At 60.8% G+C, this 26997-nt stretch carries 20 protein-coding genes and 1 tRNA gene; 4 read left to right on the forward strand and 17 right to left on the reverse strand.

Going from position 1 to position 26997, the window contains the following annotated elements; translation table 11 throughout:
• The first annotated feature begins 353 nt into the window (after positions 1-353).
• A complete protein-coding gene (locus ABIT12_RS02850) occupies positions 354-5279 on the forward strand; it encodes a hypothetical protein (protein WP_348043137.1) in 4926 nt (1641 codons plus the stop codon).
• Between the two features lie 245 nt (positions 5280-5524).
• Here ABIT12_RS02850 and ABIT12_RS02855 read toward each other — a convergent pair whose 3' ends face one another.
• From ABIT12_RS02855 to acs, 7 genes are all read right to left on the reverse strand, one after another.
• A complete protein-coding gene (locus tag ABIT12_RS02855; protein ID WP_348043139.1) occupies positions 5525-6715 on the reverse strand; it encodes an MFS transporter in 1191 nt (396 codons plus the stop codon).
• Positions 6716-6813: 98 nt separating this feature from the next.
• Positions 6814-7995: an MFS transporter gene (locus tag ABIT12_RS02860; RefSeq protein WP_348043141.1), complete on the reverse strand. Its 1182-nt coding sequence runs from the start codon at positions 7993-7995 to the stop codon at positions 6814-6816.
• 119 nt (positions 7996-8114) lie between these two features.
• Positions 8115-9326 (reverse strand): MFS transporter, encoded by a 1212-nt coding sequence (locus tag ABIT12_RS02865; protein WP_348043143.1) that lies wholly within the window; start codon positions 9324-9326, stop codon positions 8115-8117.
• Positions 9327-9418: 92 nt separating this feature from the next.
• Positions 9419-10399 (reverse strand): glycosyltransferase family 1 protein, encoded by a 981-nt coding sequence (locus ABIT12_RS02870; protein WP_348063282.1) that lies wholly within the window; start codon positions 10397-10399, stop codon positions 9419-9421.
• 35 nt (positions 10400-10434) lie between these two features.
• A complete protein-coding gene (locus ABIT12_RS02875; RefSeq protein WP_348043147.1) occupies positions 10435-11244 on the reverse strand; it encodes a UDP-2,3-diacylglucosamine diphosphatase in 810 nt (269 codons plus the stop codon).
• A 236-nt stretch (positions 11245-11480) separates the two neighbouring features.
• Positions 11481-12572 (reverse strand): glycoside hydrolase family 3 N-terminal domain-containing protein, encoded by a 1092-nt coding sequence (locus ABIT12_RS02880; RefSeq protein ID WP_348043149.1) that lies wholly within the window; start codon positions 12570-12572, stop codon positions 11481-11483.
• A gap of 128 nt (positions 12573-12700) precedes the next feature.
• Positions 12701-14644, reverse strand: coding sequence for an acetate--CoA ligase (gene acs / locus ABIT12_RS02885; RefSeq protein ID WP_348043151.1), 1944 nt, complete (start codon positions 14642-14644; stop codon positions 12701-12703).
• A 214-nt stretch (positions 14645-14858) separates the two neighbouring features.
• Between acs and ABIT12_RS02890 the strand changes: the two genes are divergently transcribed.
• Positions 14859-15500: a GNAT family protein gene (locus ABIT12_RS02890; RefSeq protein WP_348043153.1), complete on the forward strand. Its 642-nt coding sequence runs from the start codon at positions 14859-14861 to the stop codon at positions 15498-15500.
• Positions 15501-15534: 34 nt separating this feature from the next.
• Here the strand turns inward: ABIT12_RS02890 and ABIT12_RS02895 are convergent, their stop codons facing one another.
• The 9 genes from ABIT12_RS02895 to ABIT12_RS02935 form a co-directional block, all read right to left on the reverse strand.
• Complete coding sequence (locus ABIT12_RS02895) at positions 15535-16860, reverse strand: lipopolysaccharide biosynthesis protein (protein WP_348043155.1); 1326 nt, start codon at positions 16858-16860, stop codon at positions 15535-15537.
• Between the two features lies 1 nt (position 16861).
• Complete coding sequence (locus ABIT12_RS02900) at positions 16862-18031, reverse strand: GNAT family N-acetyltransferase (protein WP_348043157.1); 1170 nt, start codon at positions 18029-18031, stop codon at positions 16862-16864.
• A 110-nt stretch (positions 18032-18141) separates the two neighbouring features.
• Complete coding sequence (locus tag ABIT12_RS02905) at positions 18142-18840, reverse strand: TerC family protein (RefSeq protein ID WP_348043159.1); 699 nt, start codon at positions 18838-18840, stop codon at positions 18142-18144.
• Between the two features lie 275 nt (positions 18841-19115).
• A complete protein-coding gene (locus ABIT12_RS02910; RefSeq protein WP_348043161.1) occupies positions 19116-19928 on the reverse strand; it encodes a GNAT family N-acetyltransferase in 813 nt (270 codons plus the stop codon).
• Positions 19928-20671, reverse strand: coding sequence for an aspartate/glutamate racemase family protein (locus ABIT12_RS02915; protein WP_348043163.1), 744 nt, complete (start codon positions 20669-20671; stop codon positions 19928-19930). The genes ABIT12_RS02910 and ABIT12_RS02915 overlap by 1 nt, the downstream gene beginning before the upstream one ends.
• A gap of 4 nt (positions 20672-20675) precedes the next feature.
• A complete protein-coding gene (locus ABIT12_RS02920; protein WP_348043165.1) occupies positions 20676-21494 on the reverse strand; it encodes an ABC transporter permease in 819 nt (272 codons plus the stop codon).
• A gap of 3 nt (positions 21495-21497) precedes the next feature.
• Complete coding sequence (locus ABIT12_RS02925; protein ID WP_348043167.1) at positions 21498-22355, reverse strand: ABC transporter permease; 858 nt, start codon at positions 22353-22355, stop codon at positions 21498-21500.
• 153 nt (positions 22356-22508) lie between these two features.
• Positions 22509-23795 (reverse strand): PotD/PotF family extracellular solute-binding protein, encoded by a 1287-nt coding sequence (locus ABIT12_RS02930; RefSeq protein ID WP_348043169.1) that lies wholly within the window; start codon positions 23793-23795, stop codon positions 22509-22511.
• Between the two features lie 31 nt (positions 23796-23826).
• Positions 23827-24915, reverse strand: coding sequence for an ABC transporter ATP-binding protein (locus ABIT12_RS02935; protein ID WP_348043171.1), 1089 nt, complete (start codon positions 24913-24915; stop codon positions 23827-23829).
• Positions 24916-25176: 261 nt separating this feature from the next.
• Between ABIT12_RS02935 and ABIT12_RS02940 the strand changes: the two genes are divergently transcribed.
• The gene (locus tag ABIT12_RS02940) at positions 25177-25887 is read left to right on the forward strand and encodes a GntR family transcriptional regulator (protein ID WP_348043173.1); all 711 of its coding nucleotides are present in this window, start codon (positions 25177-25179) and stop codon (positions 25885-25887) included.
• 62 nt (positions 25888-25949) lie between these two features.
• On the opposite strand, the gene ABIT12_RS02945 is transcribed toward ABIT12_RS02940, so the two are convergent.
• A tRNA-Lys gene (locus ABIT12_RS02945) sits at positions 25950-26025 on the reverse strand.
• 128 nt (positions 26026-26153) lie between these two features.
• On the opposite strand from ABIT12_RS02945, the gene ABIT12_RS02950 reads away from it, so the two are divergent.
• On the forward strand, positions 26154-26996 hold the full coding sequence (locus ABIT12_RS02950) for a mechanosensitive ion channel domain-containing protein (protein ID WP_348043175.1): 843 nt from the start codon (positions 26154-26156) through the stop codon (positions 26994-26996).
• The last annotated feature ends 1 nt before the right edge of the window (position 26997 follow it).

Below are 26997 nucleotides of genomic sequence, written 5' to 3' on the forward strand. Positions count from 1 at the left end.
CCTGAATGAACGCGGAGCCAATCCGGCCTGTGGACAAATTCCGCTGTATCGAACCTAGAACGTCCGGGTGAACAGGTGATTAAGCCACACCTTTGCCGTTCTTTGCAGTTTGGGTTCATCAGTTCCTCACCGGAAAAATTAACCTTTGGGTAAGAAAGCGTTCGGTTTGGTTCAATTTGAATGTATTAATGCAGACTAACCAGCGCGCGGCGGCGTGGGTTGAGGGGGCAATGCGGGGCTTTTGCATCCAATTGTACCTATTTGGCGGAGACCCCGGAAACGGGCGGTCTGTCATAACAACTCGCGCTTGCCGCACAGTCGCAATCAGGCCGACGCGAGAGTTGTAAAGAGTTATGGCGAACAATCCGACCTCCCCTGCTAACGATCCCGCGGCGCTGGCTTTCTCAGCAGTCGAGGACGCTCTCAAGGACTCGGTCTTCAATCTCGATAGTCCGACCCAGGCTCCCGCTGACAAGCGCGCTGCAGAGCAGCCGCGCTCCGAGCGTCTGCGCGCTGCTGACAAGATCGCGGCGCAGGCCGGCTCGGTCGCCAACGACGACCGGTTCCCCACTTCCAAGCTGCTCTACAACCTGCAGAACAAATCCTCCAATGCGCCGACCTGGATCGCGCTGGTGCTGTCGCTGGTCTGGCTGGCCGCCACTGGCGTGTCTGGTTATCTGCGCTATCAGGAACAGCTCAAGAGCTTCGGCAGTTTTGTCGGGACCATTGATTTTATCAGCCTGCTCGCTGTCATGGTACTGCCGGTGCTGGGTTTCTTCGGCATTGCCACGTTGTTCCGCCGCGCCCAGGACCTGCGCAACGCTGCCTCCTCGATCACCCAGGCCGCTATCCGCCTGGCCGAGCCGGAGATCACCGCATCGGACAAGGTTGCCTCGGTCGGCCAGGCCGTGCGCCGCGAAGTCAACGCGCTGGGCGACGGTCTGGAACGCGCCCTGTCGCGCGCTGGCGAGCTCGAAGTGATGATCCACAATGAGGTCACCGCGCTTGAGCGGACCTATTCGGATAACGAATCGCGCATGCGCTCGCTGATCGCCGAACTGGCCAGCCAGCGCGAAAGCGTTCTGACCAATACCGAGCGCGTCCGCGAAGCCATAACCGAGAGCCATACCGGCCTGGTGTTCGATCTCGACATGATCAGCCAGCGCATCGCCGGTACCATCGTCGATAGCGGCGGCAACCTCACCAAGGCGCTCGAAACGGCCGGCAATACGTTGAGTTCGTCCTTTGGCGACCGCACCGAAAGTTTTGTGTCGCTGATCGACAACCGTACTGGCGATTTCCTGTCGGCCCTCGACGATAGCGCGGGCCGCTTGTCGTTGACCTTCGAGGACCACACGGCCTCGATGTCGCGCAATTTCGAGAACCGCCAGTTGGAACTGTCGTCCACCATCGACAGCCGCATGACTGCATTGACCGAAGCGCTCGATACCCGCGCTGCCGACATTTCCGGCGCCATCGCGGACCGCACCACCGCGCTGTCCAACCTGCTGACCGATGGCGGCACCGCCCTGCTCGACCAGTTGCGCGACCGCGGCCATGAAGTCAGCGGCGCGCTCGACATGATCGGCACCCGCATTGCCAGCGACATCAGTGGTCGCTCGCGTGAAGCCGAAGTGCTGCTTAGCGCCCTGACCCGTCAGCTCGACGAAAGCGTCTCGATCCAGCTCAATGCCATGGATAGCCGCCTGCAATCAGCGCTGATCGAAATCAACGGCGCACTGGACGACACCTCCGAACGCGCCCGCATCACCCTGTCGTCTGCCGGCTCGGATTCGCTGTCGCTGTTCGATGGCCGCCTCACTGAAATCTCGGAATTGCTCGACAGCCGCCTGCACACCCTGGATGGCGTCATTGGCGACAAGGGTGACAAGCTGATCGAAGCGCTTAATACGCACGGTTCAAACTTCACCACCCGCGCCAACGTACTGGAAATGGCGCTCGATGAGCAGTCCGGCCGGTTCAGCGAAGTTGTGGCGCAGCGCACCCGCGAAATCGGGGAAACCCTGGGCGGGCACACCCAGCAGCTGACCGACACCATCGGGGAACAAACCCGCCTGATGGACGAAGCACTTGGCAATCGCACGCAGCGCATTACCCAGACGATTGGCGAGCGCACCCGCGAGATCGTTGATTCGCTCGAAGGCCATACCGAGATCATCGCCGAAGCGCTCGATGGCCGCACCCAGCATCTGGATCAGGTACTGACGACGCGCACCACCGATTTGAGCACGTCGTTCGAAACCCACGCCCGTTCGCTCGACGAAAGCATTCGCGTTCGTTCTCAGGAACTGGGCGCCGCCCTTTCGGGCAGCACCGAAGCGTTCGACAAGGCCATCACCAGCGGCACCCAGCAGTTGGCAACCACTGTCAACACCCGCACGCAGCAGCTATCGGAAGCGCTGGGGAGCCGGACCGAGCAGCTTTCCGACGTTTTGGGCAACCGCACCGAGCAGCTCGCCAACGTGCTGGCGACCCATACTGCCGGCATTTCCGACGCCATTGGCGAGCGCACCAGCGAATTGGCCAGCACCATCGAAGCGCAGGGCAACACCGCCCGTGAACGCATCGATGCGTCGCTGCGCAGCGTCACCGACACCATGGCCAGCCATGTCGACACCATGTCGGGGGTCATCGGCACCAAGGTTGGCGAGTTCAACGCCAATCTGGCCGGCGGCATCGATACCGCCATTGTCCGAATTTCGGACGCCGAAACCGGCCTCAGCGGCCGTATCGACGCGGCCACAGCAACCGTCAGCGATAGCGCCCGCAAGGCTGCCGACCTGATCGAAAGCGGCGTCAATTCGGCGCGCAAGGCGATCACCGATATGGTCGATCAGCGCCTGGGCACCCTGCCCGAGGCGATCACGGCCCGTGCCGACATCACCGCCGAGCGCCTCGCCGCACTCAATGCCTCGATCAATACCTCGATCACTCAGTCGATGGCCGATCTCGAATCGGGTGCCGACCGCATCGAGGAAACCATCGCGACACGCCTGGTGGCTGCGACGACCAGCATCACCAATGATGTTACCAACACCGCCAACCGCATGGATCTGGCAGTGCGCAACGCGCTGGAGCAGATCCAGATCGCCGGTGCCAGCATCGACCAGATCGTCTCGGTCAAGGCCGTCAATACGGCTGACAGCATTGCCAAGCGCATGTCCGAGATCAACAGCGCGGTCACCGAGCAGACCAATACCTTTGCGGCCCTGGTCAGCGATAAGTCCGACCAGTTGCAGATCGCCCTGCTCAGCCACGGCAATATCCTGCGCGATGCCCTGGGCGAAACCGCCCGCGAAGCCGAAGGCATCATGTCGGTGTCGACCTCGCGCATCCTCAGCGACGTCAGCACCGCTCTGGGCAAGTTGAACGATAGCAACCTGCTGCTGCAGCGCGTGCTCGAGGCGTCGACCTCCAATCTGGCCCACCTGGAATCCAGCGTCGCCCAGCAGACCGCGACCTACTCCACCACCGTGCGCGACGCCATCGGCCAGACCGAAGAAGCCGGCACCATGGTCAGCCAGCACGTCAACGCCCTGCAGGCCACCATCCAGTCGATGGTCCGCGAATTCTCGGGCATGCTCGGCAAGCTCGATGCCGAAACGGTCAGCATCGGCAGCGCCGCACAGGCCTTGTCCAACACTGGCGGTTTTGCGCTTGAAACGCTGGAAGAACGCCGCAATGCCATGGACGCGCTGGCCAGCAGCTTTGCCGCCCGCGCCGACGATATCGACGGCCGCATGCGCATGTTCGCACAGTCGATTGCCGATACCGTCAACGACACCGAACGTCGCCTGATCGGCGCTCGTCGGGCCATGGACGAGGCATTGTCGGCCACGTCGAGCACCGTCACCGATACCCTGACGGCAACGACGACGACGATCACCGACGCGCTCAACGCCAATGCCGACAAGGTCAATGACGCGCTGTATCTGAATTCGGAACGAGTCAGCAATACGTTGACCACGACCAGTTCGCAGGTCGATGCGGCCATGCTGCGCGCCAGCGATGCGGCGGCGTCGGCACTCAACCAGACCAGCAACGTCGTTGCCAACGCACTGGCCAAGAACACCGCGCAGGTTAATGCTGCCCTGACTGAAACCAGCGATCGCGTTGGCGATGTGCTGTCGGCCACCGCCGGCAACGTCACCGATGTGCTCAATTCAACCACCGGCACACTGGCCAACACCATCAGCGACAGCTCCATGTCGGTGAAGAACGCCGTGCTGGCGCAGGCTGGCACGCTGCGCCAGGCGCTCGACCAGACCAGCGCCGAAGTAACCGCTCGCCTTGGCGACTTCCACGAGACCGCCGATGCGGAAGGCCAGCGCGCCAATGCTGCCCTGCGTGCCGCACAGCAGGCCATGATGGCTGAAATGCAGCGTGCCATCGAGGAAGCCACGGCGCGCTTCAACGACACCGCCAGCGCCATGCGCGACACGGCGCGCGAAGTGGGCTCTGAGCTGGAAGCGACGCGCTCGGAACTGATGCGGGGCGTCGCCGAACTGCCCGAAGAAACCCGCGCCAGCGCCGCTGCCATGCGCCGTGTGGTGGCCGAGCAGATCGAGGCCTTGTCCGAACTCAACGCCATCGTTCGCTCCCAGCCTGCCACCAACGACATCAATACCAGCCGCACCCCGCAGCGTCCGCCTGCACCGCGCCAGGAAGCGCCGCGCTACGAGCAGCCGCGTCCCGAACCGCAGATCCAGCGCCCGGTCGAAACCTACCGTTCGGAACCGGCGCCGGAACCAGTGCGCCAGCCAGAACCCGTGCGGACCGCGCCGCCCCGTCAGGCAGCCCCGGCTCCAGTCCCACAGCGGCAGGGTTCAGAGACCGTCGTCGCCGAACAGGGTCAGGAAAATGGCGGCTGGCTGCGTGACGTTCTGCGCAATGCCACCGCCAAGCAGGCGACCACGCAGCAGGCCAGCCTCTCCGGGCTGACCGAGGAAATCGCTCGCTCGATCGATGATGGCGCATTGGCGGAAGCCTGGGCCCGCTATCAGGCTGGCGAAGCCAATGTGTTCTCGCGCCGCATCTACACCCTGTCCGGCCAGGGCACTTATGACGAAGTGCGCAAGAAGCTACAGCGCGAACCTGAATTCGCCCGCACTGCGCAGGCCTATATGACCGAGTTCGAACAACTGCTGAAGCGCGCTGTTGCCGGTCCCAATGGCGCCGCCGAAACCCGCGAATACCTGCTGTCGGATCGCGGCAAGGTCTATACGACACTCGCCCATGCCAGCGGACGGCTGAACTAAGTTTTGGTTCGCTGAATTGCAAAGCCCCGCAGAAATGCGGGGCTTTTTGTTTTTAGGGTGTTGGGTAAGAGTGGGCGCTCTCTTCCCCACGCTCGACGCTTGCCACGGGCTTGACCCGTTGACCACTCGCAGCAATTGCGCGACCAAAGAGAGGCCCTCAGGTCGAACCCGAGGGAAGCGGGGGAGAGATTGGTAGGCGTTGGAGACATGGCGATAGACGTGCCCTCCCGCGCCAACAATCAACCCTACTCCATCGCAACGGCCTTTGGTTGCTGCAATTGCAGCGATAACCAGATGCAAAAGGCGCCCAATGCGGCAAAGCCGGCGGCCACGAAAAAGGTGTGGGCGCCCATGAAAGTGAACAGCCACCCAAAGACAATCAGCGCGACCACCGCCATGCCCTGCTGGACCATGGTGAACAGGCTTTGTGCCTCTGCCGCGACATTCTCATGGGTCCAGTTGGTGATGAAGTGGATGCAGCCTAAAAAACCCAGGGCATAGGTGACGCTGTGGGTAAGCTGCAGGAAAATCAGCACCGGCACCGTCGGCGAAAAGCCCATGGCAATCCAGCGCAGCGCCGAGCAGATCGCTGACACCAGGATCATGTTGCGCGCCGAAAACCGATGGCTGAAGCGCCGGAAGGCAAACATCATCAGCGCCTCGGAAAAGCCAGCGAGCGCGATCAGTGGGCCGATAATGTCAGCGGAAATCCCCTGCTCTTTCCAGACCAAAGCCGTGAAAGCGTTGAGCAGGTAATGGGTGGCAAACACCATGGAAAAGCCAATCAGCGGCAATAGAAACCATGGCTTGAACACTTCGCTCAAGCGCGCAGGCGACGGCTGAACCGCAGTCAGCGTCAACTCGGTCGGTGGAGCGCGAAACCGTGGCAGGATCAGCGCCGCCGCAGCGCGGATCACGCACAGACCGATAAACAGCGGCACAAAAAAATCCGAGCCGAACCAGATCACCAGAAAACCGGTGACGGCATTGAACACCAGGTAGCCCACCGTGCCCCAGGCACGGATCGCGCCGAAGTCGGTGCCGTTTCGGCGGGTCATGCGCATGGTAGCCGCATCAATGACCGGACCGACCGCGCCTGCGGGTAAGGCGCACAGCGCCCAGACCAGCATGATTCCCCAGAATTCGTTGACGAACAGCAGGCCGAACGCAATGACCGCGGCCAGCCAGACGCCGATGACGATGACCTGGCGCCAGTCGCTGGCGCGATCGGCCACGCGGCCCACCAACAGGTTGGACGCCAGAATCAGGAAGATCGGCAGGGCGTTGATAATGCCAATCTGGTCTGGGGTAATGCCCTTTTCCGTCAGCCAGATTGGCAGGAAGGTGACGGCAGCGCCGCCACCCATGAAAAAGCTGATGTAGAAAATCGTGGTGCGTAATTCGGCGGACATGCGGTCGACAATGGGCGGCGCCATGGGGAAATGCTCGGGTCATCTGCCGCTGCCCGAATCTGGCGCGACAGTCTCAAAAATACGATCTGGCAACGCCAGTCACCGCGTTTCAGCGCTTGGTGTCAATGCGCCTTGGCTGGCCGCATAATCAAACTTGCAACGATACAACCGGCCCCAACTGCCCCCAGTGCCACCGGCCCGAAAAACGCGCCAATGCCAAACTGATTGACCAGCCAGCCGAAGCCGATCAGGGCGAAAACCGTTGCTGCCTGCTGGAACACCACCGCCAGACCCTGCGCCTCGGCGGCGATGTCCTCGCTGGTCCAGTTGGCAATGAAATGCACTGCACCGAAATAGCCCACGCCATAAGTCAGCGCATGCAGCGTCTGCAGGACGAACAACACGGCGACGGGCGGATTGAACGCCATGACGGTCCAGCGGACCATGCAGGCGATGGCAGCGATCAGCATCATCTGGCGGGCCGAAATATTGCCCCCAACGCGCCGCCACGCAAACATCATCACCGCTTCGGCCGCCGCGCCAACGGCAATTAACGGCCCGATGTAACCATCGGCCACCCCATTGTCGTGCCAGACCAGGGCCGCAAAGCCGGACAGTACCGAATGGCTGGAATTGACCAGCGCAAAGCCGATCAACGGCAGCAGGAACCAGGGCTTGAACATTTCGCTGATGCGCGACGCACCGGATTTGAGGCCGGCAAGCGTGGGCTCATGGGCCGGCGCGCGGAAACGCGGCAATTGCCACGCCGCCGCCGTCCGCAGCAGCGACAGACCAAGGAACAGCGGCAGAAACGCCACCGGCCCGAGCCAGGCAATTATCCAGCCACTTGCCACCGTGCAAACCATATAGCCCACAGTGCCCCAGGCGCGAACTGTGCCGAAATCGGTACCATTGCGCTGCGTCAGCCGCACCGTTGCTGCATCGGTTACCGGCGGGATCGAGCCGGAGCCAAGCGCGCACAGGGTCCAGACCGCCAGAATGCCCCAGAACGAATTGACGAAGAACAGGCCGATCGGGACCATGCCGGCAAACAGCGCCAAAACGATGATGACCGAGCGCCAGTCACCGGCCCGATCGGCGATGCGGCCAATGAGTTGATTGATCAGCAGCAGGACCAGAACCGGCAAGGCGTTGATCAGGCCGATTTCGCCGGCCGAAATGCCTTTTCCGGTTAGCCAGATGGCAAAATACACCGAACTGGCACCTGCCGAGCCAAACACCGTAAAATGAAATACCGCCGCGCGCAGTTCAGGACTGAACCGCTGCACCAAAGCCGAAGGCATGAAATGAAACTCCGGGCGAATATGCGCCCGGCGCTAACTTGCCCGCGTCGGCGGCAAGATCAAGACGTCAAATCACCTCACCGGAAAATAGTTCTGCAACGTCGCAAAGCTGCATCCGCTTAGGCAGCTTTTTCGGCCTTGGGGTTCATCATCATCAGCGACAGCAGCACCAGAACGGCGCCAATCGCCGACATGATCGCGGCCACATAGAAGGCCCCGGCGCCGAACATTTGCGCCAGAAAACCGAACCCGACCAAGGCGAACACCGTCACCACCTGGCGCAACACCACGAAAAAACTCTGCGCTTCAGCAGCGATATCTTCGCTGGTCCAGTTGGCAATGAAGTTGGTGATGCCAAGGAAAGTCAGACCCACGGTGGCCAGATGCAGCATCTGCAGGGCGACCAGCACCCACACATTTGGCTCCAGCGCAAAACCCCACCAGCGAATCGCGCCGCAAATGCACCCGATCAGGATCAGGTGCCGCGCGGCGAAGCGCTTGGTAATTGGCTCAAACAGCACCATGGCAAAGATTTCAGCGGTGGGCGCCACAGCCCACAGGATGCCGATGATCCACCCCGGCAAGCCGGCCTGCGCCCAGATCAGCGCGCCAAACCCCATCTGCATCATGTGGCTGCCATGCAGCAGCGCCGCCCCGGCCAGGGTCAGCACGAACCACGGCCGCCACAACTCGGCCATGCGGATGGCGATCAGCGGATTGATCGGCGCATCGATCGGATGAACCGGGCGCAGATTATCGCCAGAGCCCCGAAACAGCGGCAATTGCAGCGATGCCAGCGCCCGGACGATACTGACGGCGGTGAGCAGCGGCACGAAGGCGATCGGCCCAAGCCATCCCAGGATCACACCAGATAGCAGCGTCACCACCACGAAGCCGATGGTGCCCCAGACGCGGATGGCGCCGAAATCAAGCCCGGTGCGTCGGGCCATGCGATAGGCCGCCGCATCCACCACCGGCGAGATCGCCTGAAACGGCACGATCAGCAGCGTCCAGATGATCATGATGCCGAGATAGCCCTGCGGCCAGAACAGGAACAGCGGCGGTATGGCGGCAAGGATCGAGCCGATCACGATCACCGAGCGCCAGTCGCTGGCCCGATCGGCAAGCCGACCGACGATCAGATTGATCACAATCATCGCCAGGATCGGCGCCGCATTGATCAAGCCGATTTCGGCCTCGCCGATGCCGCGCTCGGTCAACCAGATCGGCAGGAACGGGTTGGAGACTGCGCCGGACGTAAACAACGTTGCATAAAACATGCCAGTACGGGCCGCGGGCGAGGAAAATCGCACCGCCAATGGCAAACCCATCGAACTCAGGCTCCGGGCAAATCAGTTTGGAAACGTCTCAGGACAATGCGCCGGGAGGCAAAGGGTGGCAAGGCCAAGCGGCAAGGAATGCGCTAACCCGCAGCCAGCAATTGCCGTGCGCCCTGCCCGGCCCGTACCAGGGCCGATTGAAACTGCGTGGTGCTGGCGGCAATGGTAAAGCTGGCGGCGCAACTGCGGGCCGCGCTGCGCGACAGGTTGAGGGCTTTGGCCACAGCCAATCCCAGATCCTCGTCCATTGCACCGGAGGTGGTGGTCAGAATGTCCAATGGCCCGGTCACCGGATAGGCGGCCACCGGCGTGCCGGAGGCAAGCGCCTCGATAATGACATTGCCAAAGGTGTCAGTGCGACTGGGAAACACGAAGACGTCGGCACTGCGATAGAGCGCGGCCAATTCATCGCCGAACTGAAAACCGAGAAATTTGGCCTGCGGATAGGTTCGCTCCAGCGCTGTCCGATCCGGCCCGTCGCCGACGACGATCTTGGTGCCCGGCATATCCAGCGTCAGAAACGCTCCGATGTTCTTTTCGGCGGCAACGCGGCCGACATACAGCAGGTGTGGACCGGGCAGATCGAGAAACCGGGTCTTCGGGCCGGGCGCGAAGCGCACCGCATCGACCCCGCGCGACCACAGCCCGAGATTGCCAAACCCATGGCCGGCCAGTTCGGTAACCAGGGACGGGCTGGGCACCAGCGTGCGCGCCGCCGGTTCATGAAACCAGCGCAGATAGCTATAGCCCCACTCCGGTGAAACCGGCACGCGTGCCGCCAGATACTCGGCAAAGCGGGTGTGAAAACTGGTGGTGAACGCCAGGCCGCGCTCAACGCAATACTGCCGCGCCTGCAAGCCAAGCGGGCCCTCGGTGGCGATGTGGATATGAAAGGGCGCCACTCCATCGATGAAGGCAGCGACCGCGCCTTGGGTGGCCAGTGAGAGGCGAATTTCAGGATAGGTGGGGACCGGCAGGGTCCAGAAGCGCTCTGGCGTCAGGTAGCGCACTTCCATGCCGCGCCGCAGCAATTCGGTGCCGAGATTTTGCAGCGTCCGCACCACGCCATTGGTTTGCGGATGCCAGGCGTCAGTAACAATCAGGAGGCGGCCGTGCGATCCGCCCGGCGCAGACGGGGCTTGCGCGGTTCGCCAACCGCCATTTCCGTCCACTTGATCAATTCGAACTGCCCGTCGGGCGTCTCCGCGATTGCTGTGCAACTTTCCACCCAATCACCTGTGTTGATGTAGTGGATACCTAACCTGTCATGCATGTCAGCAAAGTGAATGTGGCCACAGATCACCCCGTCAACCCCGGATTCCTTGGCTTCGTGGACCAAAGCTTCCTCGAATCGGCCGATCACCGAGACCGCGTTTTTCACCTTTTGCTTGGCCCAGGCCGAAAGCGACCAGTATTGCAGCCCCAGTCGCCGACGCACCCAATTGATCGCGATATTGACCCGAAGCGCCAGATTGTAGGCCCAGTCACCCACATGGGCGAGCCATTTGGCGTTCATCACCACCACATCGAACTGGTCGCCATGGATCACCAGATAGGTCTTGCCCTGGGCGGTCGTGTGAACAGTTCGATCGACGAACTCGACTTCACCAAAATAGGTGCCGAGATATTCTCGCAGGAACTCGTCATGATTGCCGGGTAGGTAAACCACCCTCGTTCCGGCATTGGCCTTGTCGAGCAGCAACTGCGCCAGCACGTTGTATTCATTGGGCCAGTGCCAGTTCTTGGCCAATCGCCAGCCATCCAGAATGTCACCCACGAGGTAAATCGTCTCGGCATCATGGGCGCGCAGAAAATCGATCAGTTGCAGGACGCGGATCGGCTTCATCCCGAGATGCACATCGGAAATGAACAGCGCCCGCACCTGTCTGATTTCGCGATCTTCAGCCATTCACCACGGCACCCCATTTCGTCTGCCAGCAGCGGCGAACCGCGCGGACCTTCATACAGTGTAGAGGGCGACACCAGAAGAAGAAACAGCGGTCAGATTGTGAAAACAGCCGACTGCCTGGCTGCGCACCAAAACGGCTGTTGTTTCAGTGGGTTAATTGCGGTCCACGATTCTCGTCAAAAACCTGAACTGGTGTTCGCCACCACCCTGACGTCAGCGCGAGCCTGATTCGCCACTCAGCGAATATGGGCCTTCAAGGCAACAATGCGATCATAGCTCTGCTCGATACGAGCCGCGAATTCCGGATCAGCCTTGGCTTCAGCCACAAGAATACCCCGGATCTTTTCACCCAGACCGGGGCTATAGGCCGCGGTGTTGGAAAACAGCAGCACGTCGAGCCCGGCACGCACCGCCTCGGTTACGGTTTGCTCCGGCGTGAAATGCTGGCGAATGGCGCCCATTTCCAGATCATCACTGATGGCGACGCCGGTAAAACCCAGTTGGCCGCGCAACACGCCGGTGATCCATTGATGCGACAGCGACGCGGGGGTTTTCGCATCGGCATCGGAATAGTCCTTATGGAACAGATGGCCGACCATAACCATGCCAGCATAACCCTTGGCGAACAGGTCGCGATATGGCTCCAACTCCTTGGGCGACCAAGTGTTGGAAATATCGACAAAGCCCTCATGGCTATCGCCGGTCGAAGAGCCATGACCGGGGAAATGCTTGAGCGCCACCACCACTCCGGCCTTGTCATGAGCCTCGATAAAGGCGCCATCATAGGCCGCAACCACGGCCGGATCGGCACTGAACGAGCGACCGAACTTGGCGATGATCTGGTTGTTCGGGTTGATATCCACATCGGCCACCGGGCCGAAATTGACGGTAAAACCCAGATCGGCAATCGACTGCGCCATCTTTTCGTAGATCGCCTCGGCACCGGGGACGGAGTTGTCGGCGGCAATAGTGCGAGCATTGGGGACTTCGGTGAAGCCCACATCCTTGGTCAGCCGCTCGACGGCGCCGCCTTCCTGATCGAGCGTGATGAATGGCGGCAAGCCGGGCGACGCGGCCTTGAATGCCTCGTTCATTGCCTTGACTGCAGCAAGGCTTGCCACATTGGTCTTGAGATACATCACCCCGCCGATATGGCCGGCGGCGATTTCGGCGCGCAGGGCTACCACGGATTTATCGCCAACGTTATCGCCCTGAAAGCCGACGATAATCATCTGGCCGGCCATCTGGTCGAGCGTGGCGGCATGGGCAGGTGCGCTCAACGCCAAGAGCGCGAGGGCGGGAGCGAGGCAGTTCAGCAATGAGCGCACAAATCAGTCCGTGGCAGGATTCGGTACGCGACGATGGCCGAGGAATGCGGCGGAAACAATGGCGGAGGCGAGCACGCCCTCATGGTGAGGTGCCTTGCTTTGCAAAGTCGAACCACGAGGGCGCGCCATTACCGGTTCTGCCGGTTCTCGATCAGGTTATCGACCACCGCCGGATCGGCCAGTGTCGAGGTGTCCCCCAGCGCACCGAAGTCGTTTTCGGCAACCTTGCGCAGAATGCGGCGCATGATCTTGCCCGAGCGGGTCTTGGGCAGGCCCGGCGCCCATTGGATCAGGTCAGGCGTCGCGATCGGGCCGATTTCTTTGCGAACCCAGTTTTTCAACTCGGTCTTGAGCGCATCGTCATAGGCCTCGCCGGCCATAAGGGTGACATAGCAATAAATGCCCTGCCCCTTGAGGTCGTGCGGATAGCCGACCACCGCTGCTTCGGAAACCTTGGGATGGGCGACCAGCGCGCTTTCGATTTCGGCGGTGCCGAGGCGATGGCCGGAAATATTGAGCACGTCATCGACCCGGCCGGTGATCCAGTAATAGCCATCTTCATCGCGCCGGCAGCCGTCGCCGGTGAAATAGTAGCCCTTATAGGTCTCGAAATATGTGGCGACGAACCGGGCGTGGTCGCCCCAGATGGTGCGCGCCTGCCCCGGCCAACTATCCTTGATCACCAGCACGCCTTCGGCCTTGGTCTGGTCCTGCAGCTTGCCCTCTGGCGACAGTACAACAGGCTGCACGCCGAAGAACGGCTTGGACGCCGAGCCGGGTTTTGCGGCAATAGCGCCGGGCAGCGACGTGATCATGTGGCCGCCGGTCTCGGTCTGCCACCAGGTATCGACGATCTCGCAGCGGCCCTTGCCGACGTTTTTGTGATACCAGAGCCAGGCCTCCGGGTTGATCGGCTCGCCCACCGAACCCAGCAGGCGCAGGCTCTTGAGATCGGTTTTGTCGAGGAACGACGTGCCCGCGCCCATCAGCGCGCGAATGGCGGTCGGGGCGGTGTAATAGACATTGATCTGGTGCTTATCGATGACGTCCCAGTGGCGACCGGCATTGGGATAGGTCGGGATGCCCTCGAACATCACCGTCGTCGCGCCATTGGCTAGCGGGCCATAGACGATATAGGTGTGGCCGGTGACCCAGCCGACATCCGCCGTGCACCAGTAGATTTCGCCATCGCGATAATCGAAGGTGAGTTCGTGGCTCATCGCTGCATAGACGATGTAGCCGCCGGTGGTGTGCAGCACGCCTTTGGGTTTGCCGGTGGAGCCGGACGTATAAAGAATAAACAGCGGGTCTTCGGCATTCATCGGCTCGGGTGCGCATTCGGCGGAAACCGATTTGGCGACGTCTTCGTACCAGACATCGCGGCCAGACTGCATGGCAACGGCGTTGCCGGTGTTTTTCACCACCACGACCGAGGTTACGCCCGGCGCCTTGGCGAGCGCTGCATCGACATTGTTCTTGAGCGGCACGGTCTTGCCACCACGACGGCCTTCATCGGCAGTGATTACGATGGTGCTGGCACAATCTTCAATGCGACCCGCCAGCGCATCCGGTGAAAAACCGCCGAACACCACAGAGTGTACGGCGCCGATGCGGGCACAGGCCAGCATCGCATAGGCGGCCGCCGGGATCATCGGCATGTAAATGGTGACGCGGTCGCCTTTCTTGACACCCTGCGCCTTGAGCACATTGGCGAAGCGGCAGACGTGCTCATAGAGCTGGCCATAGGTGACCTTTTCGTCCGTGCCCGGCGTATCGCCTTCCCAGATCAGCGCCACCTGATTGGCGCGCTTTGACAGATGCCGGTCGATGCAATTGGCAGATATGTTAAGGACGCCGTCCTCATACCATTTGATCGAAACATCGGGATATTCGAACGTGGTGTTCTTGACCTTGGTGAACGGCTTGATCCAGTCGATCCGCTTGCCCTGCTCGGCCCAGAACCCGTCCGGGTCGCTGATCGAGCGCGCATACATCTCGTCGTATTGCGCCATGGTGACATGGGTGCGCGCAATGGCAGCCGGGCTGGGCTGGAAAATCTGCGGTCCACTCATGGTCTACTCTCCCGTGTGGCTTTAATTGGTATTAGCCAGTTTACATTGGTATTAGATTATTGCCTCAGCGTGGGCGAAGCAAGCCTAAGCCAAGGACTTCGCAAGCGAAAGCACGCAATGGCGCAAAGATGCGACATTAACCCCACTCGGGCACGCTGCTTCGGCGAGCCTTTGCCCGGTGGTATGGTGCAGTTGTGAAGAGGGAGACGGCGCGATGAGCGGCATAGCCACGATGGGCCAGACCACCGGCGTTAAGGCGGCGGCGCCTGCCGCCAAAATCTACCGCGCTGCCACCTTTGCGGATATCGATCTGGTGCATGCGCGACTGGGTGAAGTCATCGCCGAGCTTCCCTACTACAATGCCGAATTCAAGGCCCACGAAACCGCCCGGCTCAGCAAGGACTTCCTCGCAGCGCTGATCGAGGCCGACCCCCATCACGTGATGATTTTCATGCTTCAGGGCGAGACCGCCGGTTTCATGATCAGCGGTCCGGAACTGGGTACGCTGTGGCATTACTGGACCTATCTGTTCCCGGAAAAGCGCCAGGGGACTCTGGGCGTGCGCGGCATCCAGGAATTTTTCAAGCATTGGGACAATGGCCGCTTTCACAAGGTCGCCACCTACACCATGCCGGGCAACGACCGGGCGCAGACATTAATGGAGCGGTTCGGGTACGTGTTCATCGTCAAGCTGGAGCAACAGCTGTTCGGCCAAGATTGTCTGCTCTACGAGCACAAGCTGAACAAGACCGTGCCGGGTTACGATCACAGCTTGCGGTTTGGCTTCCGCCATCGCCTGCGTCGCAAGATCAAGATGCTGCTGGCGCGGAATAAGTATTTCCACGCAATAGTTTAGTCACGCTACGCGACTCTGATTCAGAACCTGAAGTTCATTCCGCCGGGACGGCCACTGGCGCCGCGCCGCGAAATTTCTGCATAATCGAGACATCCACTTTGGCGGTCCTGAGCGCCACCCACCATAGCCCGCCCGACCAGGTCGTGATCGAGATCAAAGCGGCAAACGACGCACCCATCAGGCCGAACGGCGGCACCAGCAGGTAGTTGCCGGCCACCAAAGCCACAAGGCCAACTCCGATCGCCGGCAGGCTGGCATAGGGACGATCGTGGATCGACAGTACCAGCGACGCAGGCCCCATGGCCGAGCGCACAACCAGCGCCACGCACAACACTACCAGCGGCAGCGCACCGGCGGCAAAGGCCGGGCCAAAGATCATCAGCGCGAATGGCCCGCCCACCGCCATCATCACCAACAGCAGCAGCGACAGGCCGGTGGCGACGAAATTGGCATCACCCACCTTGCGATTGAAACCTGGGCGGTCGGCATTGGCTTCACTCTCAAACATGTCAGGCAACGTTACGGCGTAGACTGCAGCAACACCGAACGACACCAGCGAGAAAATCCGGGTGCAGACGCCAAAGATCGCCAGCTCTTCGCGGCTCAGATGATTGGCCAGCAGCAGCAGATCGATATCGAAGAAGAAATCGCTGGCCAGCGAAATCAGCACCCATGGCAGCGCAAAGCGCCACCAGCGGGCGCGCTCGGTGGGGCGCAACGGCGCGGTATCGGGAATGGCTTTGAGCGTCGCATAGACAAAACCAAAATGCACCATGGCGATGCCGGCATAACCGACGCCAACGATCCACATCATTAGGCCAAACCCGGCATCGGGATTGCCCAGCGTGGTGCCGATGAGGAACCCGGCGATAACGATCATCGGCCGGAACATGGTATCGGCAAAAAAGCCGGCATAGGGGCGCTTGAGCCCGACCAGCATCGCGCCATTGACGAACACGGTGGCGGTGCCGAAGGCCAAGAGGCACACCGGCACGAAATGCTGCGCCAGTGCCGATTGACCGGCACCGGTCAGCCCGAGGAATGGATAGCCGACCGCAAGCAGCAGCGCAGTCGCGCCCAGCACATGGCCATAGGCACTGCCGACGAACACGCCGAGCTGGCGGCGTTCGCCTTTGGCGCGGTACTCAGCCGCGAAATAAGTGCCGACGGTCTGGAAGCCCAACGGCATCACCACGGCGATCAGGTTCACCGTCGCGATGATCAGCAGATAATCGCCGAGCTGATGGGCGCCCCAGAAGCGGGCGATCATCGCCTGAACGGCAAACACCAGCCCTGCCCCAAACAGGCGGGCGGCAAAAATCACGGTGGACTGCGAGGCCAGGCGCCGGTGCAGGCTCATCTCAATTGTCCTCGGCAGTGGCGCGAATCTGGTCCGGCTTGGCCTTGGTCGAGCGCAGACCATCGATGAAGCGGCGGACCTGATGCATCGCATCTCGCGCCGCAAAAGCGCCGGTCCCGGCGAGATAGGCCAGCGGGCGCGACGCATAATTGGCAACGGATGGCACCGGCTGGATCACCCCAGCTTCGCCAACCATGCCCTTCTTGAACTGGTGCAGCCCCTGGAAGCCATCGGTACCGCCCAGATCGTACCAGCCTGCTGGCGTATTATCGCGCAGCCAGCGGATGATCTCCCAATGCATGAAATAGCCGGCGCGCAGCGGCAGCGCTTTGTCATTGGTGGCGCCATAGAGATAGACCGCGCGGTCGCCGATCTTGAAGATGATCGCACCGGCGATCACTTCGCCTTCATGGCGTACGAAGAACAGTTCCGGACGCAGCGACGCATCCATCGCCATCAGCGGTTCGACCGTTTCGTAGGCTGAATGATCCGGAAACTGCTTGCGGTCAGTCATCGCGGTATAAAGCGCATGGAACTCGCCGATCCGCTCGGGACCGGCATGTTCGAACGACAACCCGACCTTTTCGGACTTGTTCAGATGATAGCGCCATTTCTGGTGCAGGCTCTTGCGCTGCTCGGCATCCGACAGGCGCAGATTGACGATATAGCGGCTGGGGAACAGCAGCGTCGAACCCATCTTGAAGCCACGGACTTGCAAATGCTGGCTTTCGGCATTGACTGCCGTCAGCGAAGCGCGCGGCAGCACCGACAGCATCAGGCCGCGACCGTCGGCATATTCCGAGATCAACGCATCGATCATGCCACGATAGATCATTGGCGCATCGGCGCGACCGCCATGCTTGAGCATCGGTCCCCATTTGGAGACCGCGATACCGCCAATGCCCAGCGGCAGAGGCTGGATCATCATCAGGCTGCCGCCGACGATCTCGCCCTTATGGGAAAACACCAGCGGCTCATGCTTGACCGAAGGCCAGCGACTGATGGCAAAGGTATAAAGCTGTTCCTGGCAGGCCTCGTCGAACGTGCCAACCAGCCGGTCCCACTCGACGCCCGACACCGTCGCAACGTCAAGGTGCAGGCCGGGTACCGAGTCCATTGCCCGGCTGGCAATGGAGGGCGACTCGATCAATCGATCAACGATGGTGGCCATGGGGCGCGTCCAGCTTGGAAATGACCAGCTGAAAACTACCGCCCCAAAGTGAGCAAATCCCTATTCTGTCACTACAAATGCCGCAAAACTTGGTGCTTGGTTACCAAAGCCTATGCGGGTGAGGCGACATGTCCGCCATAAAGGAACGGGATATGGGGCAGCGTGCCGCCCAGCATCTGGTCAGCACCCTCGTAGCCCATCTTGAGAGCCACGTAGAATATGATCAGCAGGCCGACCCAGGCGATCCAGCGGAACCGGGTCAACAGGCCGGCGATGAACGAGGCCGCAACGCCCATCATCACCACGGACAGCGCCAGGCCAAAGATCAGCGCTTCGATGTGATGCTGGGCAGCGCCGGCCACCGCCAGCACGTTGTCCAGCGACATCGACACGTCGGCGATGATGATCTGTAACACGGCCTGGCGCAGCGTCTTGCGCGGGGCCTTGCCAGCAATCGTGCCGTCGGCATTGAGATCGGTTTCAGACAGCGCCTCGGCGCCTTCGCTCTGCTCATCGTGCGAGGTGCTGAGCTCGCGGTACATCTTCCAGCACACATAGAGCAGCAGCACCGCACCGGCGATCAGCAGCGCACCACCCAGTTGCAGCAATTGGGTGGTGATCAGCGCGAAGAAGATTCGCAGGACGGTGGCAGCAATAATGCCGATCAGAATGGCCTTGCGGCGGAGGTCGGAAGCCAGCCCGGCAGCGGCAAGGCCGATGACCACGGCATTGTCCCCGGCCAGCACCAGATCGATCATGATCACCTGAAAAAGCGAGGTGAAAAAGCTCCACTCAAGACCGAAAGGCATACCTGACTTCTCCGACGGGGATTGCTGTCTGGGGGCTATACCCTCCAAAACGCCTGATGAACAGGCCTATGGACCATAGTGCCGACATCCCGACAAAGTGGCAACGATGCGCAAAACTACAAGGGTGGTTCGGGAACGAGCGCATCGCGACTTTCCGGAATGGAATTCAGTCCGGAGATTCTGACGCCCCAAATTACCGGCAAAAATAACATGATGTGTTAGCAACACTTCCACGGCGGAAGATATTTATGCAATGCGGTAAACGTCGGAATAGCCTAGCCGAATTCGAGGCTGGTGATGCCGAACACCTGATTCAGGGCCAGCGCCGGCACTGGCCCGCGATACATTCGCGACGTCCTGAAACCAGGCGTAAAGCCCCAGCCATGCAGCAGCGCCAAAAATGTCGTCTGACTGGCGGGAACGTCAATCTGCACAAGCCCAGAACCCGCCGCCAAATTCTGCAGAAGCAAAGTGGCCGCTGCCGGATCGCAAGCGAACAGCGGGCCAACCTTGTGGTGCTCGATACACTTGCGGATGACGCCATAACCCCTCGAAAGACGGTCTTCACCAAGCATCAGGCCTTGATTGGGCGGGGCCACCCAACGGCTGAGGAAAGCCTCGCGGCTGGCTGGGAAACATTGGCGGTCGAGAGCTTTGACGGCCGGCACTGTCGCTTGCGCAACTCTCAGAGGTGCAGTTGGTACGCTGCCAGTCATGCGAACAGTCTCGTAAGCCGCCACAAATCCCATGCTCGCATAGTTGGCCTGTTGTTCAGGCACACCATCCAGTCCGATGGTGCGGTTACCCAGATGCGCCATGCCAGCGTCCCAGGCGGCCTTGCCGTGCCCTTGACCACGCCAATCCTGATGGCAAATGTAAAGTCCGATAAAGCCAAAGTCAGCGTCATAGGCGGCAGCAGAAATGGCCGCCACCATCTGCCCATCGACAAAGGCTCCGATGAACCCATCCGGATCGACGGCGTAAAACGCACGGGCATCGGTCAGACCGGGATTCCAGCCCTCCCGGGCAGCCCAGGACAACAGCGTTTCGACCTCGGCTTCAGCAAGGCTTCGGATCAACCGCGCCATCAAGCGGTCAGCAGTTGCGGCGCAAAATCCCTCATCGCGCCAGTATAGGGCTTAACCACCGGGCTGGCATAGGAGCCGCGTTTGCTGGTGCTGAGGCCCAGTGCCACCAGCGCCTCGGCCTGCTTTACCGCGGCGCCAACGCCGTCGATGACTGGCATGCCAAATTCGCGCTGCAAGGTTTTGGCGAGATCCGCCATGCCAGCGCAACCCAGCACGATCGCCTCGGCATTGTCCTGCTCGATGGCTTTGACGATCTCATTGCGAAGTCGATCCCGCGCGCCCGAATTCGGATCTTCCAGCGACAATACCGAGATATTGGCGGCCCGAACCTTGGCGCGGCCGACCATGCCATAGCGATGCACCAGTTCCTCGATAGGAACGCGCGAGCGTTCCATGGTGGTCACGACGGTAAAGCGCTTGGCGATGAAACCTGCCGTCGCCAGCGCAGCTTCGCAAATGCCGATGACTGGAATGCTCGCCATGGCCCGCGCTGCGTCAAGGCCGGTGTCGTCAAAGCAGGCGATCACCGCTGCATCGACCCCTGCCCGCTCCTGTCGGGCGATTTCCATCAACAGGCCGGGCAACGCAAACGCCTCGTCGTAATAGCCTTCGATGGAAACCGGCCCCATGCTGGACGTCGCCGCAATGATCTGAGTCGCCGATGCCGCTGCCATTGTCGCCGCCGAGGCGATGGTCGCGGTCATGCTGGCAGTGGTGTTTGGATTGACGACAAGCAACTGCATGGCGCTAGGCCCTCGCCCGGCGGCGACCGATCACGATGATCGAACCCAGCGTGATCAGGATGATGGCAAACGAGAACAGCGTGGTCACAGTGCCCAGCGCGTAGAGCACCGGGGTCGTGACATTGGTGGTCATGCCATAGATTTCGAGCGGCAGCGTATTGGAACTGCCCGACGTCAGCAGCGTACGGGCAAACTCGTCATAGCTCAGACTGAAACCGAACAGCCCAACGCCGATCAGGCTGGGCGCAATCATCGGCAGCACCACATGATAAAATGTCTGCCATGACGACGCACCCAGATCGCGCGCCGCTTCCTCATAGGATGGCGAGAAGCGGTTGAACACCGCAAACATGATCAGCACGCCAAACGGTAGCGTCCAGGTGAGATGCGCGCCAAAGGCCGAACCAAACCAGGCGGGGCGAATACCGATCTGCTGGAACAGCACCCCGATGCCCAGCGACACGATGATCGAGGGCACCACGAGGCTGGCAATGGTCAGATAAAACAGCGGCGACGAGCCAAAGAACTTGCGGCGGAAGGCAAGACCCGCGAGTAGCGCAATCACCACGGTAGAGACCATGACCATCAGGCCCAGCATCAGCGAGCGACCAAAGCTGGCGCCAAAATCGCCAACCGCCTGCCTCTCGAACAGGTTCTGAAACCAGTGAAATGACACGCCGTTCAACGGAAAGGTCAGGCCGCCGGTCGGCCCTTGAAACGACAGAATGAAGATTGCCGACATCGGACCGTACAGAAACAGCACGAACAGGGTGAAAAAGGCGGCCAGAACGTAAAATCCAAACGTACGCTTCTCGCTGTTCATGGCTCAAAGCTCCTTGCGAATATCAACGATGCGCAGAATACCGGCCACCAGCATCAGCACCAGGACCAGCAGCACCACCGCGTTGGCCGCAGCGGCCGGATATTGCAGCAGCGACATCTGGTTCTTCATCATCAGGGCCACCGAGGCACTCTGACCGCCCGACATCACCTGCACGGTAGAAAAGTCGGCCATCACCAGGGTCACCACGAAAATGGTCCCGATAGCGATCCCGGGCTTGGCGAGTGGCAGGATCACATTCCAGATGATCTGCCACGCGGTAGCGCCGCCGTCACGAGCCGCTTCGACCAGCGATTTATCGATGCGCATCATGGTGTTGAAGATCGGGGTGACCATGAAGAGCGTGTAGAGGTGAACCATGGCCAGGATTACTGCAAAATCCGAATAGAGCAGCCATTCCAGCGGCTGCGGGATGACCCCGGCTGAAATCAGCCCCGTGTTCACCAGCCCATTGCGCCCCAGCACCGGAATCCAGGAAATCATCCGGATGATGTTGGAAGTGAAGAATGGCACGGTGCAGATCAGGAACAGCACCATCTGCATCACGGCGCTGCGCACGTGGAAGGCCAGGAAATAGGCGAGCCAGAAGCCAAGCAAAGTCGTAATTGCCCAGACAATCGCTGCAAATTTTAGGGTGTTGAGGTAGGTCTTCCACGTCACCCACGACCCCAGAACGTCGGTATAATTGGTGAGCAGGAAGCTGGGATACATGCCGGCGAAGTCGTAGTCCCAAAAACTGATGACCACCAGAAACAGGATCGGAATAGCCAGGAAGAAGCCAAGGATCAGCAATAGCGGCGTGGCCTGGATATAAGGCGTCATGCGACCGATAAGACTGTTCATTGGAATATCCGATCTGTTCGCCGAAATCGCAGTCGTCACCCTCCCCCTTGCGGGGAGGAATCAAGGGTGGGGTGCGAGAGCCACGATATCCCGGCTCCGCACACCCCCTCCCATCCTCCCCATCAAGGGGGAGGTGCAGATGAGTGGATTGGCTTAGGCGGCGATGAATTCGTTCCAGCGCTTGACCATGTAGCGGTCCTCGTCCATCACCGAATTCCAGCAGGCCACCTTGCCCATGCGTTCTTCGAACGAGCCGCCATCGCGCACGGCGCCGGCCTTCTCCATCACGGTGCCATCTGGCGCCTTGATCTCGCCCGCCGCAGGCTTGCCTTCGATCCAGTAGCCCCATTCGTCTTCGGACATGAACTTCTTGGCCGAGACCATGTTGGCCGAGTAGTAGCCCTGGCGATTGAGGTAACCACCAACCCAGCCCGAGGTGTACCAGTTGATATATTCGTAGGCCGCGTCGAGCTGGGCGCCCGACAGATGCGCGGCAAGGCCGAGACCGCCGCCCCACGAGCGATAGCCTTCCTTGAGCGGCTGGAAGCGGCAGGCGATGCCCTTCGAGCGCACGGCAGCAACCGCAGGCGACCACATCGACTGGATCACCACTTCACCCGAAGCCATCAGGTTCACGGATTCATCGAAGCTCTTCCAGAAGGCGCGGAACTGGCCGTCCTGCTTGGCCTTGATCAGGAAGTCGATCGTTGCATCGATCTCTTCCTTGGTCATGTTGCCCTTGTCGCCATACTTGATGTTGCCCATGGCTTCCATGATCATGGCAGCATCCATGATGCCGATGGACGGCACGTTGATAATGGCGGTCTTGCCCTTGAAGGCCGGGTCCATGATGTCGGCCCAGGTGGTGATGTCGCGACCTACCAGATCCGGACGGATGCCCAGGGTATCGGCGTTGTAAATGGTCGGGACCATAGTGAACCAGCCGGTTTCGCCCTTGGCGAAGGTCTTGGAGTCCTGCGCTTCGACAAAGCCAACCGTGTGCGGCGCGGTGCCCTGGGCGATGACGCTGTCCGGCAGCAGCTTGCCGGTTTTGAACAGCGGCACAAGGTCGTTGTAATAGGTCAGCTTGCTGACATCCATCGGCTGCATGACGCCGGTGGGGAACACCTTCTTGAGAATCCAGTATTCGATATCGGCGATATCGTAGCTGTCCGGCTGGGTCACAGCGCGCTGGGCGGCAGCGTCGGAGTCGGTGGCGGTCATTTCCAGCGTGATGCCGAGGTCGGCCTTGCACCGTTCCGCAATGTCATTGAGGTTCGACACGCCGGTGCCGAACTGGCGCAGCGTGATCGGATTCTGCGCCCAGATGGTCGGGAAACCGGTGATGGCGCCCGAACCGACAGCGAGACCCGCTGCGGCAGCGCCACCCTTGAGCAGATTGCGGCGGGAAATGCCGCTCTTCTTGGTCGTCTCAGTCATAGCCGTAATCCCCTGTGTGTTGGTTTTGGTCTTATGAATCGAGATTGCCCAGGACGATGGCGTCCGAGGCGTCCCAATGCAGTGGCACCGCCTGCCCGACGGAAACCGGCGTCGCAAAAAAGCTCCGGTCGTCGACAATGGCGGTGAAATCTTCGATGCCGGCGCCGTCGATGGAGAGCTTCACGGTGGCGCCGCGATATTCGATGTTGGAAACCAGGCCAGTAAAGCCGAGCCCCTTGACCGGGCTTTCGCCCAGTTTGACGTGATCGGTGCGAATGCCGATATCGACAGTGCTGCCCGGTTCGCGCGGTGAGCCGGATGCGGAGAACACCCCGCCGCCCACAACCTCAAGCGTCACCAGCCCATTTGATGAGCCGGTCGCCTTGCCGCTGAGCACGTTATGATCACCCATGAAGCGGGCGACGAAGGCTGAAGCCGGGCGCTCGAACACTTCCCGCGGCGTCGCCGCCTGCTCGATACGGCCATCGCTCATCACCACGATGATGTCCGCCAGCGCCATTGCCTCTTCCTGGCTATGGGTCACATGCACGAAGGTGATGCCGAGGCTTTTCTGCAGCTTCTTCAGTTCGGCGCGCATGCGAATTTTGAGGAACGGATCAAGCGCCGACAGCGGCTCATCAAGCAGCAGTGCTTCCGGATCGGTAATCAGCGCCCGGGCCAGCGCCACGCGTTGCTGCTGGCCACCCGAAAGCTGGGCCGGGCGACGGGTGGCATAGGCCTCCATTTGCATCAGCTTGAGCATGTCGAGCGCCTTGGCGCGGCGCACATCAGCCGGAACACCAGCCATCTTCAGGCTGAACGCCACATTGTCGATCAGGTTGAGATGGGGAAACAGCGCATAGGACTGAAACATCATCGCCGTGCCGCGTTTGGCCGGCGGCAGATCGGTCACCACCGTATTGCCAAGCCGAACGTCGCCGATCGAGATGCTCTCGTGGCCCGCAATCATCCGCAGCGTGGAGGTCTTGCCGCAGCCCGAGGGGCCAAGCAGGCAGCAATAGCTGCCGGCTGGAATTTTCAGGCTGATGGCATCGACGGCCGTCGTGTTTCCATAGATTTTGGACACTGACGCAAGATCGATTTCCGCTGCTTTGGACATAAAGCCACCCCGGGTTATCTGCCATTCACTATGCAGACTCCGTGCCAGTCGCCCCTTACCGCATTAAGGCATTGTTATTGAACGAGTTTCACATTCCAACTTGCATGCACCAATTAGCATCAGATACTACATGTGCTCGATATTTAAGCAGTTGTCCGCAATGTCCGCAAAAATTGTATGCAATCCTGAATCGTCAAGTATTCAATCTCGGGCTTACATGTTGGCCAATTCTGGGTATGAATATGGGACCGCGAGGGACCGATGAACATCGCCGACCATGCCATGCCCGAACTGGGCGCGACCGAAGACCGATCTGCAATGATCCGCGATCATCTGCGCGATGCCATCGTCGATCGCCGGCTGGCGCCGGGCACCAAGTTGTCGGAAGCCGAGGTGGGGACGCTGTTCGATGTCAGCCGCACCGTCGTCCGTGCTGCGCTGCAGGCGCTGGCCTTCGAAGGCCTGGTCAAGACCGAGCGCAATCGCGGCGCTTTCGTCGCCAACCCCTCCCCCGATGAAGCCCGGCAGGTGTTCGACAGCCGCCGGCTGATCGAACCAGGCATCGCGCGAGCCGCAGCCGAACGCATTACCTCCGCGCAGATCGCCGCGTTCCGCGAGCGCCTGCATGATGAAAGCCGTCTGCTCAGCGAACGCGGCCCCAGCGCCCGCCGCGCCGAAATCCATGCCTCGGGTGATTTTCATCTGTTGATGGCCAGCGTCGCCGGCAACGCCATCCTGCTCAAGTTCATGGAAGAACTGGTGGCGCGTTCATCACTGGTGATTGCGCTCTACGGCCGCTCGGGCGCATCGAGCTGCGGCCACACCGATCACGGGGCCATCCTGCGCGCTCTGGAGCAGCATGATGCCGACCTGGCCAGCGCACTGGTTCTGTCCCATATCGATCACATCGAATCGGATCTGGACCTGCGCGTCTCCGAGGGCATGCCGCTGCGGGATGCCCTGACGCTGTAATCCGGCACAAACGAAAAACGCTCCCTGAGGAGCGCCATTCGTTCAGTAGTTTACGAAGACTTTGGTGGGCGAGCACGGATTCGAACCGTGGACCCGATGATTAAGAGTCATCTGCTCTACCAGCTGAGCTACTCGCCCCAATGCCGGAGCTTCCAAAGTGGCTGCTCTCTAGCAAAGGGATTCTCCCCTGTCTAGCGCCTCATGCCATTTTCCTGTCCAATCAGCACTGTTAAGATGAACCGGCCCGCTTAAGCCCAAGGTTTCTCATGCAGATTTCAGACCTGTTCTATGTCCCGGCAAACTGGCTGCTGGCCAATTCCGCCTCGATTCTGGGCGCCATCGCCATCCTGATTGCCGGCCGCTACGCCGCGCGCTGGGCTTCGCAGACCGTTCGGCACCTGCTGCCTCGTGCTTATGGCGTGGACAAGAACTTTGCGCCGCTGCTGTCGGAAGCGGCGCGCTATGGCATCATGATCTTTGCGGCCGTCACCGCGCTCAACCTGCTGGGCGTGGCCAACACCACTATTCTGGCCGTGCTCGGCGCGGCGGGTCTGGCCGTGGCCCTGGCACTGCAAGGCACGCTGGCCAACATCGCTGCTGGCATCATGCTGATCTGGCTACGGCCCATCGCCATCGGCGAATATATCCAGGGCGATGGTGTGGCCGGGATCGTAGTGGAAATCGGCCTGTTCGGCACGCGGCTGCGCTCAACCAGCGGATTATACCTGTTCACGCCGAATCAAAAACTCTGGGCCTCGGCCATCACCAACCACAGCCGCGAGCCCCGCCGCCGCATCGACGTCAATGTCAGCGTGCCTGATAGCATCGACATCGCCAAATCGCGCAAAATCCTGCTGCGCATCGCCACCTCCGACAAGCGCGTGCTGGTCGATCCGGCACCCAGTGTGCATGTGGAAAGCCTCACCGGCTCCGCCGTGCAGATGCAGCTGCGCGCCTGGGTCTCGACACCCGATTATCTGCCAACGCTTTACGCGTTGACCGAGGACGCCAAGATCGCGCTCAATCGTGAACTGACCGGTACCAAAGCCGACAAGGCCCAGATCAACGTCACGCCCGACCCCAATGTGCCCAGCCCGGAAAACCGCTGAG

It is taken from the genome of Devosia sp., assembly GCF_039927955.1.
Classification (GTDB): domain Bacteria; phylum Pseudomonadota; class Alphaproteobacteria; order Rhizobiales; family Devosiaceae; genus Devosia.